This window comes from Burkholderia sp. SIMBA_062, from assembly GCF_046534765.1.
Taxonomy (GTDB): domain Bacteria; phylum Pseudomonadota; class Gammaproteobacteria; order Burkholderiales; family Burkholderiaceae; genus Burkholderia; species Burkholderia ambifaria.
Window position 1 is genome coordinate 41952 of record NZ_JAWRYD010000024.1, and the last position, 18484, is coordinate 60435.

General features: G+C 69.1%; 15 protein-coding genes. 11 read left to right on the forward strand and 4 right to left on the reverse strand.

Translation table 11 applies throughout. The features are described from left to right. The first annotated feature begins 10 nt into the window (after positions 1–10). From aruF to SB786_RS24275, 6 genes are all read left to right on the forward strand, one after another. The gene (aruF, locus tag SB786_RS24250; protein ID WP_006758300.1) at positions 11–1072 is read left to right on the forward strand and encodes an arginine/ornithine succinyltransferase subunit alpha; all 1062 of its coding nucleotides are present in this window, start codon (positions 11–13) and stop codon (positions 1070–1072) included. After that, positions 1069–2115 (forward strand): arginine N-succinyltransferase, encoded by a 1047-nt coding sequence (gene astA, locus SB786_RS24255; protein WP_410729697.1) that lies wholly within the window; start codon positions 1069–1071, stop codon positions 2113–2115. Before aruF ends, astA begins: the two co-directional genes overlap by 4 nt. A gap of 7 nt (positions 2116–2122) precedes the next feature. Beyond that, positions 2123–3586 (forward strand): succinylglutamate-semialdehyde dehydrogenase, encoded by a 1464-nt coding sequence (gene astD / locus SB786_RS24260; RefSeq protein ID WP_410729698.1) that lies wholly within the window; start codon positions 2123–2125, stop codon positions 3584–3586. Positions 3587–3600: 14 nt separating this feature from the next. Further along, on the forward strand, positions 3601–4941 hold the full coding sequence (gene astB, locus SB786_RS24265; protein WP_410729699.1) for an N-succinylarginine dihydrolase: 1341 nt from the start codon (positions 3601–3603) through the stop codon (positions 4939–4941). A 7-nt stretch (positions 4942–4948) separates the two neighbouring features. Further along, positions 4949–6025 (forward strand): succinylglutamate desuccinylase, encoded by a 1077-nt coding sequence (gene astE / locus SB786_RS24270; protein ID WP_410729738.1) that lies wholly within the window; start codon positions 4949–4951, stop codon positions 6023–6025. A gap of 356 nt (positions 6026–6381) precedes the next feature. After that, the gene (locus tag SB786_RS24275) at positions 6382–7176 is read left to right on the forward strand and encodes an ABC transporter substrate-binding protein (protein WP_175656017.1); all 795 of its coding nucleotides are present in this window, start codon (positions 6382–6384) and stop codon (positions 7174–7176) included. A gap of 115 nt (positions 7177–7291) precedes the next feature. On the opposite strand, the gene SB786_RS24280 is transcribed toward SB786_RS24275, so the two are convergent. Both SB786_RS24280 and cdpA read right to left on the reverse strand, forming a co-directional pair. Continuing rightward, positions 7292–8815, reverse strand: a complete 1524-nt coding sequence (locus SB786_RS24280; protein ID WP_410729700.1) for an HDOD domain-containing protein — start codon at positions 8813–8815, stop codon at positions 7292–7294. A 27-nt stretch (positions 8816–8842) separates the two neighbouring features. Then, a complete protein-coding gene (cdpA, locus tag SB786_RS24285; RefSeq protein ID WP_198404846.1) occupies positions 8843–10582 on the reverse strand; it encodes a cyclic di-GMP phosphodiesterase CdpA in 1740 nt (579 codons plus the stop codon). A gap of 281 nt (positions 10583–10863) precedes the next feature. Between cdpA and SB786_RS24290 the strand changes: the two genes are divergently transcribed. After that, positions 10864–11415, forward strand: coding sequence for a peroxiredoxin (locus SB786_RS24290; protein WP_006758308.1), 552 nt, complete (start codon positions 10864–10866; stop codon positions 11413–11415). Positions 11416–11523: 108 nt separating this feature from the next. Here the strand turns inward: SB786_RS24290 and SB786_RS24295 are convergent, their stop codons facing one another. Further along, complete coding sequence (locus SB786_RS24295; RefSeq protein WP_410729701.1) at positions 11524–12153, reverse strand: SDR family oxidoreductase; 630 nt, start codon at positions 12151–12153, stop codon at positions 11524–11526. Positions 12154–12414: 261 nt separating this feature from the next. Here SB786_RS24295 and SB786_RS24300 point away from each other — a divergent pair, with 261 nt between their 5' ends. Beyond that, a complete protein-coding gene (locus SB786_RS24300; RefSeq protein ID WP_410729702.1) occupies positions 12415–13926 on the forward strand; it encodes an NYN domain-containing protein in 1512 nt (503 codons plus the stop codon). A 94-nt stretch (positions 13927–14020) separates the two neighbouring features. Here SB786_RS24300 and SB786_RS24305 read toward each other — a convergent pair whose 3' ends face one another. After that, positions 14021–14404, reverse strand: coding sequence for a VOC family protein (locus SB786_RS24305; RefSeq protein ID WP_410729703.1), 384 nt, complete (start codon positions 14402–14404; stop codon positions 14021–14023). Positions 14405–14666: 262 nt separating this feature from the next. On the opposite strand from SB786_RS24305, the gene SB786_RS24310 reads away from it, so the two are divergent. From SB786_RS24310 to SB786_RS24320, 3 genes are all read left to right on the forward strand, one after another. Then, on the forward strand, positions 14667–15107 hold the full coding sequence (locus SB786_RS24310) for a (2Fe-2S)-binding protein (RefSeq protein ID WP_410729704.1): 441 nt from the start codon (positions 14667–14669) through the stop codon (positions 15105–15107). Then, positions 15091–17298 carry a molybdopterin cofactor-binding domain-containing protein gene (locus SB786_RS24315; RefSeq protein ID WP_410729705.1) on the forward strand — a complete coding sequence of 736 codons (2208 nt, stop codon included), beginning with the start codon at positions 15091–15093 and terminating at the stop codon, positions 17296–17298. The genes SB786_RS24310 and SB786_RS24315 overlap by 17 nt, the downstream gene beginning before the upstream one ends. Positions 17299–17387: 89 nt before the next feature. Then, on the forward strand, positions 17388–18476 hold the full coding sequence (locus tag SB786_RS24320) for a porin (RefSeq protein ID WP_410729706.1): 1089 nt from the start codon (positions 17388–17390) through the stop codon (positions 18474–18476). Positions 18477–18484: the final 8 nt, after the last annotated feature.

Consider the following 18484-nt stretch of genomic DNA (forward strand, 5'->3'; position numbering starts at 1 on the left):
AGGAACGACGATGCTATTTGTTCGCCCCGGCAAACTCACGGATCTGGACGCGCTCGCGCACATGGCGCGCACCGCGCAACCGGTCTTGCACTCGCTGCCGCATGACCGCGCGGCGCTCGAAGCGCGCGTGGCGCTCTCCGAGGATTCGTTTCGCGCGGACGTCGACTTCGCCGGCGAAGAGTTCTACCTCTTCGTGCTGGAAGACTCGTCGACGGGCAAGCTGCTCGGCACGGCGAGCATCGTGGCCGCGGCCGGCTACTCGGAACCGTTCTACGCGTTCCGCAACGACGCCCTGATCCACGCGTCGCGCGAGCTGCACGTGAACCGCAAGATCCACGCGCTCACGATGTCGCACGAACTGACCGGCAAGAGCCGGCTGGCAGGCTTCTACGTCGATCCGTCGCTGCGCGGCGACGCGGCCGCGCACCTGATCTCGCGTGCGCGGATGATGTACATCGCCGCGAACCGCCGCCGCTTCACGCCGGAAGTGTTCACGCTGCTGCTCGGCGTGAGCGACAACACGGGCGCATCGCCGTTCTGGGAAGCGGTGGGCCGCAAGTTCTTCGGCCGCGACTTCACCGACGTCGACATCGCGTCGGGCGGCCGCAGCCGCACGTTCATCGCGGAAGTGATGCCGGCCTATCCGCTCTACGTGCCGCTGCTGCCGGAAGCCGCGCAGCGCGTGCTCGGCGAGCCGAACGAAACGGCGCTGCTCGCGTACGACATCCATCTCGAGGAAGGCTTCGAGCCGGACCGCTTCGTCGACATCTTCGACGCGGGCCCGGTGCTGACCGCGCAGGTCGACCGCACCGCATGCGTGAAGCACGCGGCCGAGCGCACCGTGCGCGAAGCCGCGCGGCAGCAGGGCGATGCCGCATACATGGTGTCGACGGGCAGCGGCGAATCGTTCCGCTGCGTGCTGGCCGACCTGCCGGACGACGATGCGCACGGCGCGCTTGCGCCGCTGTCAGGCGACGTGCGCGCGGCGCTCGACGTGAAGGATGGCGATGTCGTGCGCTGCGTGCCGCTGCACCGCCGCGACGATGAAGAAACGAAGGGAGGCGCAGCATGATCGTCGTTCGAGTCGTACAAACGGGCGACGTCGACGCGCTCGTGTCGCTCGCGAAGGAAACCGGGCCGGGCCTGACCACGTTCAAGCCCGACCGCGACGCGCTCGCCGCGCGGGTCGAACGCTCGCGCCGCACGCTCGAGGGCAACGCCGCGCCAGGCGAAGCCGGCTACTTCTTCGTGATGGAAGAATCGAAGACGGGCGACATCGCGGGCGTGTGCGGGATCGAGACGCAGGTCGGCCTCGAACAGCCGTTCTACAACTATCGCGTGAGCACGGTCGTGCACGCGAGCCAGGAGCTCGGCGTGTGGACCCGGATGTCCGCGCTCAACATCTCGCACGACCTGACGGGCTACGCGGAAGTGTGCTCGCTGTTCCTGAGCCCGCGCTATCGCACGGGCGGTGTCGGCGGCTTGCTGTCGCGCTCGCGCTTCATGTTCATCGCGCAGTTCCGCGACCGTTTTCCGGAACGCATCTGCGCGGAACTGCGCGGCCACTTCGACGAAGACGGCACGTCGCCGTTCTGGCGCGCGGTCGGTTCGCACTTCTACCAGATCGATTTCAATGCGGCGGACTACCTGAGCTCGCACGGCCGCAAGTCGTTCCTCGCGGAACTGATGCCGCGCTATCCGGTGTACGTCGACCTGCTGCCGCAGGACGCGCAGGACGCGGTCGGCCTCACGCATCGCGACACGCTGCCGGCGCGCAAGATGCTCGAGGCCGAAGGGCTGCGCTACCAGAACCACGTCGACATCTTCGACGCGGGCCCGGTGCTCGAATGCCACATCAACGACCTGCGCACGGTGCGCGAGAGCGTGGTCGTGCCGGTCGCGATCGGCGAGCCGGACACCGGTGACGACGCGCGGGGCGACCGTTCGCCGAAGTCGCTCGTGTCGAACACGTCGCTGAACGATTTCCGCGTCGGCGTCGCGCCGGGCGTGGTCGCGAACGGATCGTTCGTGCTGTCGGCCGACGATGCCGTCGCGCTCGACGTGAAGGCCGGCGATCCGGTGCGCGTGCTGCCGCTCAAAGTCAAACAGGGATAAACGAATCATGACGGAACTCTTCATCGACGGCGCCTGGATCGCAGGCTCGGGCCCCGCCTTCGCTTCGCGCAACCCCGGTACCGACGCGATCGCGTGGCAGGGCGACAGCGCGTCGGCAGCCGACGTCGATCGCGCGGTCGCGAGCGCGCGCCGCGCCTTCGCGGGCTGGTCGGCGCTCGACTTCGACGCGCGCTGCGCGATCGTCAAGCGCTTCGCGGCGCTGCTCACCGAGCGCAAGGAAGCGATCGCGGCGGCGATCGGCCGCGAGACGGGCAAGCCGCTGTGGGAAGCGCGCACCGAAGTCGCCGCGATGGCCGCGAAGGTCGGCATCTCGATCCAGGCGTACCAGGAACGCACCGGCGAGAAGCGCCAGGACATGGCCGACGGCGTCGCGGTGCTGCGCCATCGTCCGCACGGTGTCGTCGCGGTGTTCGGCCCGTACAACTTCCCCGGCCACTTGCCGAACGGCCATATCGTGCCGGCGCTGATCGCGGGCAACACGGTGGTGTTCAAGCCGTCGGAGCTCGCACCGGGCGTTGCGCGCGCGACGGTCGAGGTGTGGCGGGAAGCCGGGTTGCCGGCCGGCGTGCTGAACCTCGTGCAGGGCGAGAAGGACACGGGTATCGCGCTCGCGAATCACCGGCAGATCGACGGCCTGTTCTTCACCGGCAGCTCGGACACCGGCACGCTGCTGCACAGGCAGTTCGGCGGCCGTCCGGAAATCGTGCTCGCGCTCGAGATGGGCGGCAACAACCCGCTCGTGATCGGCGAAGTCGAGGACCTCGACGCGGCCGTGCACCATACGATCCAGTCGGCGTTCCTGTCGGCCGGCCAGCGCTGCACGTGCGCACGCCGCATCTTCGTGCCGCAGGGCGCGTTCGGCGAGCGCTTCCTCGCCCGCTTCGCCGACGTCACGTCGAAGATCACGGCCGACGTGTTCGACGCCGATCCGCAGCCGTTCATGGGCGCGGTGATCTCGGCGCGCGCGGCCGCGAAGCTCGTCGATGCGCAGTCGCGCCTGCTCGAGCAGGGCGCGAAGCCGATCATCGAGATGACGCAGCGCGATCCGCGCCTGGGTTTCGTGAACGCGTCGATCATCGACGTGACGGGCGTCGCGAACCTGCCCGACGAGGAGCACTTCGGCCCGCTCGCGCAGATCGTCCGCTACGCGACGTTCGACGAAGCGATCGAGCGCGCGAACGACACGGCGTTCGGCCTGTCGGCCGGCCTGCTGGCCGACGACGCGCACGCCTGGGATCACTTCCGCCGCACGATCCGTGCGGGGATCGTCAACTGGAACCGTCCGACCAACGGCGCATCGTCCGCCGCGCCGTTCGGCGGCACCGGCCGCTCGGGCAACCATCGTCCGAGCGCGTACTACGCGGCCGACTATTGCGCGTATCCGATGGCGTCGGTGGAAAGCACGCAACTGACCTTGCCCGCGAGCCTGTCGCCGGGCCTGCACTTCTGATCGAGGGAACGACGATGAACGCACAAGAAGCCAATTTCGACGGGCTCGTCGGCCCGACCCACAACTACGCCGGGCTGTCGTTCGGCAACGTGGCGTCGCTCAACAACGAGAAGTCGGCCGCGAACCCGAAGGCGGCCGCGAAGCAGGGGCTGCGCAAGATGAAGCAGCTCGCGGATCTCGGCTTCGCGCAAGGCGTGCTGCCGCCGCAGGAGCGGCCGTCGCTGCGCCTGTTGCGCGAGCTCGGCTTCTCCGGCAAGGACGCGGACGTGATCGCGAAGGCCGCGAAGCAGGCGCCCGAACTGCTCGCCGCGGCGAGCTCGGCATCGGCGATGTGGACCGCGAACGCGGCGACCGTCAGCCCGTCGGCCGACACCGGCGACGGCCGTGTGCACTTCACGCCGGCCAACCTGTGCAGCAAGCTGCATCGCGCGATCGAGCACGACGCGACGCGCCGCACGCTGTCGACGCTGTTCGCCGATCCCGCCCATTTCGCGGTGCACGAGGCGCTGACGGGCACGCCGGCGCTCGGCGACGAGGGGGCCGCGAACCATACGCGCTTTTGCGCCGAATACGGCAAGCCGGGCGTCGAATTCTTCGTGTACGGTCGTGCGGAATATCGCCGCGGCCCGGAGCCGAAGCGCTTCCCGGCGCGCCAGACCTTCGAGGCGAGCCGCGCGGTCGCGCATCGCCACGGCCTTGACGAAACGGCGACGGTCTATGCGCAGCAGGATCCGGACGTGATCGATGCGGGCGTGTTCCACAACGACGTGATTTCGGTCGGCAACCGCGACACGCTGTTCACGCACGAGCGCGCATTCGTCAACAAGCAGGCGATCTACGACACGCTGACGGCCACGCTCGACGCGCGCGGCGCGCGGCTGAACGTGATCGAGGTGCCCGATGCGGCCGTGAGCGTGAACGATGCGGTCACGTCGTACCTGTTCAACAGCCAGCTGCTGTCGCGCGCCGACGGCTCGCAGGTGCTCGTCGTGCCGCAGGAGTGTCGCGAGAACGCGAACGTCGCGGCCTATCTCGACCAGCTCGCGGCCGGCAACGGCCCGATCCGCGACGTGCTCGTGTTCGACCTGCGCGAAAGCATGAAGAACGGCGGCGGTCCTGCCTGCCTGCGCCTGCGCGTCGTGCTGAACGATGCCGAGCGGGCGGCCGTCACGTCGAACGTGTGGATCAACGACACGCTGTTCGCGTCGCTCGACGCGTGGATCGACAAGCACTACCGCGACCGTCTCGCACCGGAAGACCTCGCCGATCCGACGCTGCTCGACGAATCGCGCACGGCGCTCGACGAGCTCACGCAGATCCTGCGTGTCGGGTCGCTGTATGACTTCCAGCGCTGAGTCCCGCATGCCGGCCGCCACGCTGCTCGACGACTTCCTCGCGTTCACTCTCGCGGGCGACACGCCGGCCGCGAGGGACGGCACCTGCGCGGACGGCGCGGTGCGCTGGCGCTGGCTCGGCGACGGGCTGCTCGCGCTCGAGCCGGCCGCACGCGACGCAGCCGGCGATGCCGATGCGTCGCCGCGCGCGAGCGTGCTCGTGTCGGCCGGCGTGCATGGCGACGAGACCGCGCCGATCGAGCTGCTGTCGATGCTCGTGCATGATCTCGCGGCGGGCACGCTGCCGCTCGCGTGCCGGCTGCTCGTCGTGCTCGGCAACGTGCCGGCGATGCGCGCGGGCCAACGCTATCTCGACGACGACCTGAACCGCCTGTTCAGCGGACGTCACGCGCACGTGCCGACGAGCCGCGAAGCGCCGCGCGCGGTGCAGCTCGAAGCCGCGGCCGCCGCGTTCTTCGCGGCCGCGCCGGCGGGCGCTGCGCGCTGGCACGTCGACATGCACACGGCGATTCGCGCATCGGTGTTCGAGCAGTTCGCGCTGCTGCCGCACACGGGCACGCCGCCGACCCGCGCGATGGTCGAATGGCTCGGCGAAGCGCGCATCGCGGCCGTGCTGCTGCATACCGCGAAGGGCAACACGTATTCGCACTTCACGGCCGAGCAGTGCGGCGCGCTCGCGTGCACGCTGGAACTCGGCAAGGTGCGGCCGTTCGGCCAGAACGACCTGTCGCGCTTCGCGCCGGCCGACCGTGCGGTGCGCAAGCTCGTGTCGGGCGCGCCCCGTGATGTCGATGCGCGGGGCGGCCATCCGCGGGGCGGCCATCCGCCGTTGCCGCGCGTGTTCACCGTGATCGACCAGATCACGAAGCAGAGCGACGCGCTCGAGCTGTTCGTCGCGGCCGACGTCGCGAATTTCACCGCGTTCGCGCGCGGCACCGTGCTCGCGCAGGACGGCGACTACCGCTATACGGTGAAGCACGACGAGGAGCGCATCGTGTTCCCGAATCCGGCCGTGAAGCCGGGCTTGCGCGCGGGCCTGCTCGTCGTCGACACGACGCGCGAAACGCTCGCCGCGCTCGTCTGAGCGATGCCCGGTTGCGCGCGGCTGCGGTGATAGGCAGCCCGCGCATCGTCGTGCCGCATTCGCCGTTTGGGCTGACGCCCGCCTGCCGCGCAGTGGGCCCCGGCATCGGCCCTTGCGTATTTGCGACATCGTCTTGCGAGTTCGATGGACGGCCCGGCCGACGCCGGCGCACGCAGCGCAGCATCGCGTGCTGGCGGCCGCTTTGCCGTATCGGGCCGTGCGGATTGGTACAATCGCGGCCTTGCGGCTATTGCGCCGCATCAAGGCGCGGCATCGGGATTGTCGGTTGCATACGACCCTGCAATGATGCATGCGCCCGTAGTTCCGGAACATTCGAGTATCGAGGAGAACACCTGATGAAGTTGGATTGGCGTAAAGTGGCCGCGCACGCGGTAGTGGCGGCAACGGCCGTGGCGGCAGGCAGCGCGATGGCTGCGGATCTGAAGGAGATCCGGTTCGGCGTCGAGGCCTCGTACGCGCCGTTCGAATACAAGACGCCCGACGGCAAGCTGACCGGCTTCGACATCGACATCGGCAACGCGGTGTGCGCGAAGCTGAAGGTGAAGTGCGTGTGGGTCGAGAACGACTTCGACGGCCTGATCCCCGCGCTGCAGGCGCGCAAGTTCGATGCGATCAACTCGGACATGACGATCACCGACCAGCGCAAGCACGCGATCGCGTTCACCGATCCGATCTACACGATCCCGAACCAGCTGATCGCGAAGCAGGGCAGCGGCCTCCAGCCGACCCCGCAAGCGCTGAAGGGCAAGCGGGTCGGCGTGCTGCAGGGCACGATCCAGGAAGCGTACGCGAAGAAGAAGTGGGCGCCCGCCGGTGTCGAAGTCGTGCCGTACCAGACGCAGGACCTGGCCTACGCCGACCTGAAGTCGGGCCGTCTCGACGCGACGTTCCAGGATTCGGAAGCGGGCTCGAAGGGCTTCCTGTCGAAGCCGCAAGGCCAGGGCTTCGGCTTCGCCGGCGGCACGGTCAGCGATGCCGAGATCCTCGGCTCGGGCGTCGGTTTCGGCCTGCGCAAGAACGACGCGGCGCTGAAGACCGCGCTCGATCAGGCGCTCAAGGGGCTGAAGGCCGACGGCACGATCGACAACCTCGCGAAGAAGTACTTCAGCGTGCCGGTCACGCTCAAGTAAGCGTTTCGATCCGTCGCACGATGCAGCCGGCCGCTTTCGCGGCCGGTTTGCTTTTCGGGCGCCGCTTGTCGCACACATGCCGGCGGTGCGGCACGCCGCCGGCATGCCGCGTGCGTCACGCGGGGAAGAACCGCCCCAACTCGCGCGCGAGCTCGTTGAGCACGCTCATCTCCTGCTGCGTGATCTTGCGCGCGGGCTGCGCACCGGCCCAGTCGCCGTACAGCAGGCCGACGGTCGTCGTGCCGACGCGCACCGGCAGCAACACGAACGCGCGCGTGTCGGGGAGCGCATCGAGGTACCACGCGGGCAGGCGCTTCACCATCTTCGGCTCCTGCGCCTGCTCGATGAAGATGCCGACCGAGTTCGCGATCGCGAGATGGAACACGTCCGGCTCGAAGCGCTCGTCGAAGCACAGCCGGTCGAGCGCCGCATCGACGTCCGGGCCGAAGCCGAGGCGCGCGGCGAACGTGCCGTCGTCGCGGCGCACGAACATCACGGTGCGCGTGAACGCGAGCCCCGCGAGCAGGCTTTCCGACGCAAGCGCGAGCACCGGCGTCAGCACGTGCTCGGACGGCAGCGCGCGCAAGTCCGCGAGGCCGGCTTCGAGGCATGCCTCGGGTTCGGGCTGCGCCCGCGCGATCGCGTCGGCGTTCGCACGCAGCTCGACGATCTCGCGCATCACGGTGTCGCTCGCTTCCTCGCGCGCAAGCCGCTCGGCGATCTCCACCAGCGCGTCGGGATCGATCTCCAGTTCCTGCCCGTAGCGCTGCGCGAGCACCGCGATGTGTGCGTCGCGCTGCGGGCCCGCGGGCATCGCGAGCGCATCGGCGACATCGGTCGAGCAGCGGCTCACCGAGCGCAGCCAGCGCACGCGGTCGGCGCCTTCGTCGGCACAGGCCGGGGGGCGCCGGCAGTCGTCGCGATCGTCTTCGTCGTCTTCTTCGCCTTCGTCGCGGTGGGCGGCGTGCGCGGCGCGACCGTCGCCGTCGGCCATTCCGGCGCGGATCACGTCAGGCAAGCGCCAGCTCGCGGCGGCCTCCAGACCGATTTCGTCGAAGCCGACGCCGAGCACGTCGACGCACGCGGCCGCGTCATCGCCGTTCAGCTCGGCGGCGCGGCGGCGGATCCGGTCCCATTCGCTGTCGAGATAGCAGACCACGAGCAGCTTGCCGACCTGGCGCATCAGCGTGCAGACGACGGCTTCCTCGCCGCCGCGCAGTTCCGCATGCTCGGTCAGCTTGCGGGCGACGCAGCCGGACAGCAGCGCGCGGTTCAGCTCGAGCTTCGCGTCGATGCGGCGCGGCGTGCTGTGGTGGAAATGGTCGACGAGCTTCAGCCCGACGACGAGATGGCCGACCGTGTCCATGCCGAGCACCATCAGTGCTCGCGTGACGGTCGTGATGTTGCCGCCGAACGCCATGTACATCGCGGAATTGGCGAGCCGCAGGACTTTCTGCGTGAGCGCGAAATCCGACAGTACGACGCGTACGAGCGCGGTGAAGTCGAGGTCGTCGTTCTTCATCGCGGCCATCGTCGCGCGCAGCGATTCCGACAGCAGCGGGAAGTCGCCCCGTTCGTTCATCCGGGCCCACAGCTTGTCGAGCAGCGCCGTGCGGGGCAGGTGTGCGGTGATTGACATTCGAATCTGTCCGGTTCGCTGCGCGCGTCAGGCGGCGTGCAGGCGCAGCTGCTGCGCCTCGAAGCGCCGCGCGAGCTCCTCGGACGGCAGCGCCTGGCACACGAGCCAGCCCTGGATGTGGTTGCAGCCCATTTCGGTCAGCAGTTCGCGCTGTGCCTCGGTCTCGACGCCTTCCGCGACGAGCTCGAGATCGAGCGTCTGCGCGAGGCCGACCACCGCCGACACGATCGCGCGATCGTTGCGCGACGTCAGCAGGTTCTCGACGAAGCTGCGGTCGATCTTCAGCTTCGCGAGCGGGAAGCGCTGCAGGTACGCGAGGCTCGAATAGCCGGTGCCGAAATCGTCGATCGCGAAGCGGATGCCGAGCTCGGTCAGTTCCTCGAGCAGCACCTTCGCCTGCGCGGGATCGTGCATCAGCAGGCTTTCGGTGATTTCGAGCACGATGCGGCGCGGGTCGATGCCCGTCAGCGCGATCGCCTCGCGCACGCTCTGCGTGAAGCGCGGGTCGCGGAACTGCTGCGGCGACACGTTGACCGCCACATACTGCAGCGCGAGCCCCTGGCGGTCCCACGCGACGAGCTGCATGCACGCGGCCTTGAGCACCCAGTTGCCGAGATAGTTGATCAGGCCGATCGACTCGGCGAGCGGAATGAAGGTGGCCGGCGGCACGAGGCCGTGCACCGGATGTCGCCAGCGGATCAGCGCCTCGACGCCGTCCACCGCGCCCGACTGGCTGCGCGTGATCGGCTGGAAGTGGAGCGAGAACTCGCCGTTGCGCACGCCGTCGTACAGGTCGGCCTCGAGCTTGAGCCGCTCCGCGTCGGCCGGATCGTCGACCGGCTCATGAAACGCGAGCGCATTGCCGCCCGACGCCTTCGCCTGCGCGAGCGCATGGTCGGCGCGGCGCAGCAGCGGGCTGTGGTGCTGCGCGCGGTGGGGCGCCGCGCGTTCGTCCGGGTACAGCGCGATGCCGATGCTCGCGGACAAGTGCACGGTCTGCCCCTGGAATACGTAAGGTTCGCGCACCGCGGCCTGCAGCCGGCGCGCGAGCGCGTCCGCGGCGTCGCTCGCGCGCGAGCGGTTCGATGCGGTCAACACCACCGCGAACTTGTCGCTGGCCACGCGCGCGAGCTGCTCATCGGGCGCGACGAGCGCCTGCAGCCGCTGCGCGGTGTCGCGCAGCAGCGTGTCGCCGGCGTCGTAGCCGAGTGCGCGGTTGATGCGCTGGTAGTCGTCGAGGTCGAGCAGCAGCAGCGCCGCGCACGTGCCGCTCTCGTCGGCCGCCTGCTGCGCGCGCATCAGCGCGGGCACGAGCGCGGACAGGTTGTCGAGCCCCGTCATCGGATCGTGGTGCATCTCGTACGTTAGGCGGGCCTCGAGCGCACGCCAGGCCGACACGTCGAACGCCGCGATCGCGAAGCCGTCGACGCCGTGGTGACGGCTCTTGAACGCGCGGATCTCGACGTCGAGCGGGTAGGTGAGCGACTTGACGATGCAGATCGTCGCCTTCTCGACCTGGCCGGAACGCGCGGCACGCGCGAGCAGGCCTTCGAGCGTCGCGGTATCCTGTTCCGCGATCAGGTCGCGCAGCGTCAGCGTGTGCAGGTAGTCGCGGTGATAACCGATGAAGCGCAGGCTCGCGTCGGATACATACAGAAAGCGCAGCTCGCGGTCGACATGGGCGAGGAAATCCACCGTGCCGACCGTCTGTTCCAGCCAGTTGCGCACGGTGTCGTCGCGGCGCGGCGCGCCGGCGCGCGCAGGCATCAGCGCGCCGCCCGACCAGGCGAAGCGGCGCAGCGTATGCAAGGCATTGCGCCAGGAGCCCTTGCGTGGCGTCTGTTTGCTGTTGGCTTCCATGTTTCTCGCTGACGTGAAGGGCTGGAACCGGTTGTCCGGAAGGAATAACGGCAGGTTGCGCGGAATCTTTAACCGGCCGGCCGGCAGCGGCTGGCGCTGCCGCCGGACCGGGTCGTGCATGCGGCGTTGGACAGTCGACCGCCGCATGGACCACATCGAGGCTGACTTTATAAGAAATGAGGACACAGATGAAGCGAAAACTATTGGTGGGCGCCGCGGCGGCGTTGCTAGTGGCCGGTCATGCGCTGGTCGCGCAGGCGCAACTGAAGCCGGGCGCCACGGCGCCGGACTTCACGACGCAGGCGTCGCTGGGCGGCAAGACTTACACGTACTCGCTCGCCGATGCACTGAAGCACGGGCCGGTCGTGCTGTACTTCTACCCGGCCGCGTTTACGAAGGGTTGCACCATCGAGGCGCATGCGTTCGCGGATGCGGTCGATCGTTACAAAGCTTACGGCGCAACGGTGATCGGTGTCTCCGCCGACAACATCGACACGCTGACCAAGTTCTCGGTGAGCGAGTGCCGCAGCAAGTTCCCGGTCGCGGCCGATCCGGACGCGAAGATCATCCGCGAATATGACGCGAAGCTGCCGGCGCTCGATCGCGCGAACCGCGTGTCCTACGTGATTTCGCCGGAAGGGAAGGTGCTGTACGAGTACACGAGCCTGTCACCCGACAAGCACGTGGAGAACACGCTCGGCGCGGTCAAGGCGTGGGCCGACGCGCATCCGAAGCAGTAAGCCGCAGGCGGTGAGCGCGCGGCAAAGCGGCCCGCGGCGCGGGTTCCAAGCACGAGGAAACGGGCCGCCGGGTGGCGGCGCGGGCGTGCCGGGCGTACCCGGCGTACGTTAAGCGCGCAATGCCTGTTCGATCGGCACGCCGCCGCCGACGAAGCCGATCACCTTGCGCGAAATGCCCAGCTTGATCGCCTCGATCGCGGCCCACGCGACATCCTGGCGCGATACCGGCGGCGCCGCGTTGAGCGGCTGCTCGGTCAGTGCGATCTTGCCGACGCCCGGGCCGTCCGCGAGCGGGCCGGGGCGCAGGATCACGTAGTCGATGCCCGACGCGATCACGCGGTCGTCGCCTTCGCGCTTCATCTGCGAGTAGTGGCGCAGCGCGTCGCCGCTGCGCTCCGGCCAGTACGCGGTCAGCGAGCTGATCACGACCAGCTTCTGCACGTTGTAGGTGAGCGCATGCTCGGCCGCGCGCGCGACCGCATCACGGTCGATCTGCTCTTCTTCGGCGGCGCCTTCCGATTCGGCCGAGCCGGCCGCGTAGATCACGTGCGTGATGCCCTGGAATGCGTGCGAGAAATCGCCCGTCAGATCGGCCTCGACGACCTTCGCGCCCGGCAGCGCGTAGCCGTGCCGGCGCACCAGCGCTGTCACCTCGAATTCCGGCTGCTTGAGCAGCAAATCCGCGCAGGCCTGACCCGTGCGGCCGGTCGCGCCAATCAGCAGTACCTTCGTCGTCATGAAACCGCTCCTTGCACGATGCGTCATCCTCCCAGATAGGGACGGACGACCGATACTCAAGTGTATGTCGATTTGGGCCGGCGGCGTGCAGGTAATGAGGGACGCACCGCTCGAGGCCGGCCGGCGCGGCCGGCGGAAGGTCCGTCGGCGTGCCGTCGTGCGCATCGATTGCGGACTCGACCCGCTGACCGGCTATCATGTGCGCGATGCATTTTTCGCCGCTTCGCATTGCAACGCGGCGACCAACCGGTTGGAGTACACATGGCATTACCCCTGGACAACGTCAGCATGGCCGTGTTTTGCGACTTCGAGAACGTCGCGCTCGGCGTGCGCGACGCGAAGTACGAGAAATTCGACATCCAGCCCGTGCTGGAGCGGCTGCTGCTGAAGGGCAGCATCGTCGTGAAGAAGGCGTATTGCGACTGGGAGCGCTACAAGGGCTTCAAGGCGTCGATGCACGAGGCGAGCTTCGAGCTGATCGAGATTCCGCACGTGCGCCAGTCGGGCAAGAATTCGGCCGACATCCGGCTCGTCGTGGACGCGCTCGATCTCTGCTATACGAAGTCGCACGTCGATACGTTCGTGATCATCAGCGGCGACTCGGATTTTTCGCCGCTCGTGTCGAAGCTGCGCGAGAACGCGAAGAAGGTGATCGGGGTCGGCGTGAAGAAGTCGACGTCGGACCTGCTGGTCGCGAACTGCGACGAATTCATTTTCTACGACGACCTGGTGCGCGAGCAGCAGCGCGCGCTGGCGAAGCGCGAACAGCAGCACGCGGGTAACGGCGGCGCGAAGCGGCCGGACGAACCGTCGCGCAAGCCGGAGCTGGAAGCGCGCCGCAGCGAGGCGATCGCGCTCGCGGTCGAGACCTTCGATGCGCTGGCATCGGAGCGCGACGACGTCGGCAAGATCTGGGCGTCGGTGCTCAAGAGCGCGATCAAGCGCCGCAAGCCGGATTTCAACGAGTCGTATTACGGCTTCCGCGCGTTCGGCAACCTGCTCGACGAAGCGCAGGCGCGCGGGCTGCTCGAAGTGGGGCGCGACGACAAGTCGGGCGCGTTCGTGTCGCGGCCGCGCCAGTCGTCCGCGGTGGAGCAGACGGCGGCACGCGATACGGGCGGCGCGCACCATGGTCACGGCGCGCATCACGGCCACGGCGCGCGCCACGCGGAAGCGGCACCGGCCGAGCGCCAGCCGCGGCGTCGCGGGCAGCGGGCGGAAGCGGCGGTGCACGAACGCGTGCAGGCCGACGTGCAAGAGGCGGCCGTCGTCGACGTCATGGACGAAGCGGTGCTCGTGCCGGCAGCGACGGCCGAAGCGACTGAAGTGGCCGAGGCGGCCGACACGCACGGCGACGCGAAGGACGGCCGCAAGCGCGCGCGCAAGAGCGCGGCGAAGAAGACTGCCGCCAAGAAGGGCGGCGAGGCAAAGGGCGGCGAGGCGAAGGGCGCCGGCCGTCAAGCCGCGGCGAAGCCGGACGAGGCCGCGCACGGCGGTGCGAAGCACGGTGGCGACAAGCACGTGCAAGGCCAGCCTGCCGAAGCGACGCATCGCGACGCGGAGCATCGTGACGAACGGCACGTCGCGGCGCCGACGGCCGGCGAGTACGGCGCTTCGGCGGCTGCCGCGCAGCCGGCGCACGAAGTGGCACCGGCTGCCGAATCGACCGGTGAGGCGGCTGACGAAGCCGCCGCCGCAAAGCCGAAAAAACCGGCCCGCAAGACGGCTCCCCGCGCGCGTCGTCCGCGCAAGACGGCCGCCGCGGCCGAGTAATGCCGACCGCGCCGACCGCGCGGGGGCGGCGTCCGACCGACGGCGCCCCCTGTGTCACCCCGTCGGCCGGTGCAACGCCGGCCGACGCGTCCCGTCATCCGTTCAGCACGTACGGCTGCGTCATCACTTCGAGGAAGTGACCGTCCGGATCGTCGAAATACACGCCGCGCCCGCCGTGATGGCGGTAGATGTCACCGGCCTGCCGCTTCGCCGGATCGGCCCAGTGCGGCAGTCCGCGCTCGAGAATGCGCGCGTACACGCGATCGAAGCCGGCCTCGTCGGTCAGGAATGCGTAGTGCTGAGCCGCAATCTCTCCCTTCTTTTCGTAAAAATCGAGCGACACGCCGTTCGCGAGCGGGACGACCAGCATCGGGCCGAACGGCGTCGGCGCCGGCAGCTCCAGAAGCTCGGTGAGGAAGCGGCTCGACGCGTGCTTGTCGCGACACCAGACGATCGTATGGTTCAGCTGGACGTTCATGGCAGGTCCCCAGGGAACGGGGGAGAGGATGGGCATGGACACACGATAGTCGATCGCGGCCGGCGTGCAAGCCGGAGCCCGCACGAATGCGCAGCCGCGGCGGCCCAGGTGTGAATCGTCGGCTGAAACGATCTGGACGATCGGCTACTTTTTCGGGAGCAAAGGTCATTGGCGCGGCTTTTTGCGCCGCCAAGAATCTCTGTCAAGCATCGCCGCCATCCGCCGGATGACGAGCCGGCGATGCGCGACAGGGAGACAGACCATGCGCTTCACGCTGAACGGCCAGCCGTTCGATTTCGGCGGCGATCCGGATACGCCGCTGCTGTGGGTCATTCGCGACTCGGCCCGCCTCACCGGCACCAAATACGGCTGCGGCATCGGCGCATGCGGCGCCTGCACCGTCCATCTCGACGGCGAAGCCGCGCGTTCATGCGTGCTGCCGGCCGCGAGCGTCGCGGGCCGCTCGGTCACGACGATCGAAGGGCTGTCGCACGATCGCTCGCACCCGGTGCAGCGCGCGTGGATCGAGAAAGACGTGCCGCAGTGCGGCTACTGCCAGTCGGGGATGGTGATGGCCACCGCCGCGCTGCTCGCGCAGCATCGCAAGCCGACCGACGCGCAGATCGACCAGGCCGTCACGAACCTGTGCCGCTGCGCGACCTATCAACGCATTCGCGAGGCGATCCATGTCGCGGCCGGCTGACGCGCGGCGGGCGCGGCATGCGCCGAACGCGTCGCGGCGCGTGTTCCTCAAAGGCGGCGTCGCGCTGGCGGGCAGCCTGCTGCTGCCGCTGGCGATCGGCGACGTCGTGCATGCGGCCGGCGACGGCGCGCGTCGCTTTCGCGAGATCAACGACTGGGTGCGCATCGACGCCGACGGCAGGACGATCATCGGCCTGTCGCAGGCGGAAGTCGGGCAGGGTGTCTACACGGGGCTGCCGCAGGTGCTTGCCGACGAGATGGATGCCGATTGGCGCAGCGTAACGGTCGAGTTCGTCACGGGGCGCGATGCGTACCGGATCGACGCCGCGAACGAGGCGCCGCAGCAGTTCGTCGGCGCGTCGATGTCGGCGACGATGTTCTACACGCGGCTGCGCATCGCGGGCGCGCAGGCGCGCTGGGCGTTGCTGCGGGCCGGTGCCGCACGGCTCGGCGTGCGCGACACGCAGTGCGTGACGCGCGACGGCCGCGTCATTCATGCGGCGAGCGGACGCTCGCTGTCGTATGGCGCGCTCGTCGACGCCGCCGCGGCGCTGCCGCCCGATCCGCAGCCGCGTTTGAAGCCGCAATCCGCGCATACGTTGATCGGGCGTGCGCTGCACAAGCTCGACGTGCCCGCGAAGGTCGACGGCAGCGCGATCTTCGGCATCGACGTGCAGGTGCCCGGCATGCTGGTCGGCGCACTGACGATGGCGCCGACGCTGAACGGGCGGCCGAGCGCCGTGCGGAACCGCGACGCGCTGCGCGCGATGCCGGGCGTCGTGGACGTCGTGCTCGCGAAGGACGCGGTGATCGTCGTCGCGCACACCTACTGGCAGGCGAAGAAGGCGTGCGACGCGGCGGACATCGCGTGGGACGCCGGCACGACACCGGCGTTCGACAGCGCGACGATCCTCGCGCAGCGCAAGGCCGCGCTGCAGGCCGAGCACGCGGTGGTCGCGACGACGATCGGCGAGCCCGCGCGCCGGCTCGCCGAGGCCGGCACGATCGTCGAAGCCGACTACCACACGCCGTACATCGTTCACGCGACGATGGAACCCGTCAACGCGACCGTGCACGTGCGGGCGGGTGAGATCGAGGTGTGGGGGCCGATCCAGGGGCAGGACAAGGTGCGCTGGACGCTGTCGGCGCTGTTCAACGTGCCGGCCGAGCGCGTGATCGTCAACACGACGTTTCTCGGCGGCAGCTTCGGCCGCAAGTACGTGCCCGATTTCGTCGTGCACGCGGCCGTCGCATCGAAGGCGCTCGGCCGGCCCGTGAAGGTGATCCGTTCGCGCGAGGACGACATCCGTCACGGCTTTTATCGGCCGTGCGCGTCCGCGCGGTTGCGCGCGGCGCTCGGCAGCGACGGGCTGCCGGTCGCGCTGCATGCGCGCGTCGCCGGCCACTCGCTGTATGCGGCGATCAAGCGCGACCGCTACGAGAAGGCGGGTGGCTGGGACGAGACGATGCTCGACGGCCTGTACGACCTTTGCTACGACGTGCCGAACCTGCTGGTCGATTCGGTCACGGTGATGCAGCCGATTCCGGTCAGCTTCATGCGCAGCGTCGGCAGCACGTCGACGGTGTTTTTCCTCGAGAGTTTCGTGAACGAGCTCGCGCACACCGTACGTGCCGACCCCGTGGGCTACCGGCGCGCGCTGCTGAAGCACGACCCGCTCGCGCTGCGCGTGCTCGACGCGACGGCCGCGCACGCGAACTGGTTCGGCCGCGCGCCGGCCGGCGTGTCGCGCGGCGTCGCGTATTCGCTGTACACGGGGCGCGGTGGCGCGTTCCGCACCTACGTCGCGGCGATCGCCGACGTGCGGGTGACGGGCGGCCAGGTGAAGCTCGAGCGGATCGTGTGCGGGATCGACTGCGGCCGCGCGATCAATCCGCTGCTGATTCGCGAGATGGTCGAAGGCGGTGTCGGTTTCGCGCTGACCAATACGTTCAGGAGCGAGATCACGTTCGAGCACGGCGCGGTCGTGCAGCGCAATTTCGCCGACTATCCGCTGCTCGGTCTGGCCGCGATGCCGAAGATCGACGTCGTGATCGTCGACAGCGATCGTGATCCGCAAGGCTGCGGCGAAGTCGCGCTGCCGCCCGTCGCGCCGGCCGTCGCCGATGCGATCTGGCGCGGGACCGGCGAGCGGCCGCGCTCGATGCCGTTCGCCACGCCGCTCGCGATCTGAGCGATTCCAGGGTTCCCCCCAAGACCGGCGGTGCCCGTGCGCCGCCGGTCGATATCAAGCATAACTACACGACCGGTCTGGAGACTTCCATGAAAACCTTCCGCACGGCCGCGACGGCCGTTTTGTTCGCGGCTGCCGCCGCGTCGCCGGGCGCGCATGCGCAGGGCAGCGTGACGCTGTACGGCATCGTCGACACCGGCGTCCAGTACTACAACAACGCGGCGGGTGGCGGCACGGTCGCCGGCATGCCGTCGCTGACCGGTGAAGTGCCGTCGCGCTTCGGGTTGCGCGGCGTCGAGGAGCTCGGCGCCGGCTATCGCGCGTTCTTCGTGCTCGAGAACGGCTTCGCGCCGAACTCGGGGGCGCTGAACTACGGCGGCCGCCTGTTCGGCAGGCAGGCGAACGTCGGCATCGAGTCGCCGTACGGCGCGCTCACGCTGGGGCGGCAGATGAACATGTCGATGCGGGTGCTGCTCAATGCCGACGTGATCGGCCCGTCGATCCATTCGATGGCGAGCTTCGACAGCTACCTGCCGAACGCGCGCAGCGACAACGCGCTCGGGTATCTCGGCCGCTTCGGCGGCGTGACGCTGGGCGGCACCTACAGCACCGGGCGCGACGACGCGGGCCCGGCCGGCCCGTCGGCGACCCATTGCGCGGGCAACCTGGCGGGCGACCCGGTCGCCTGCCGCCAGTACACGATGATGGTGGCGTACGACGCGGCGCAGTTCGGCGCGGCCGCTTCGTATGACGTGATGCATGGCGGCGCGGGCGCGTCGGCGCCGCTGTCGAGCCCCGGCTATACGGACACGCGCACGATCGTCGACGCGTACGTGAAATTCGGCATCGCGAAACTCGGCGCGGGCTGGATCCGCCGCAACACGGCGGCCGCGGCGCACAGCCAGTCGGACATCTTCTTCGCGGGCGGCACGGTGCAGGCAACGCCGGCGCTATCATTCGACGCACAGGCGGTGCGCTACCTGCTGCGCGGCCGCTTCGACTCGAACCTGTTGGTCGCGCGGGCGAACTGCAGTCTGTCCAAGCGTACGATGGTCTATACGTCCGTCGGCTACATGACGAACAGCGCACTCGGCACGTCGGCGGTGGCGGCCGGCGGCACCGTCGGCGCCGGCCAGAACCAGGTCGGCGTGATGGCGGGCATCCAGCAGCGCTTCTGAGCCGCGAC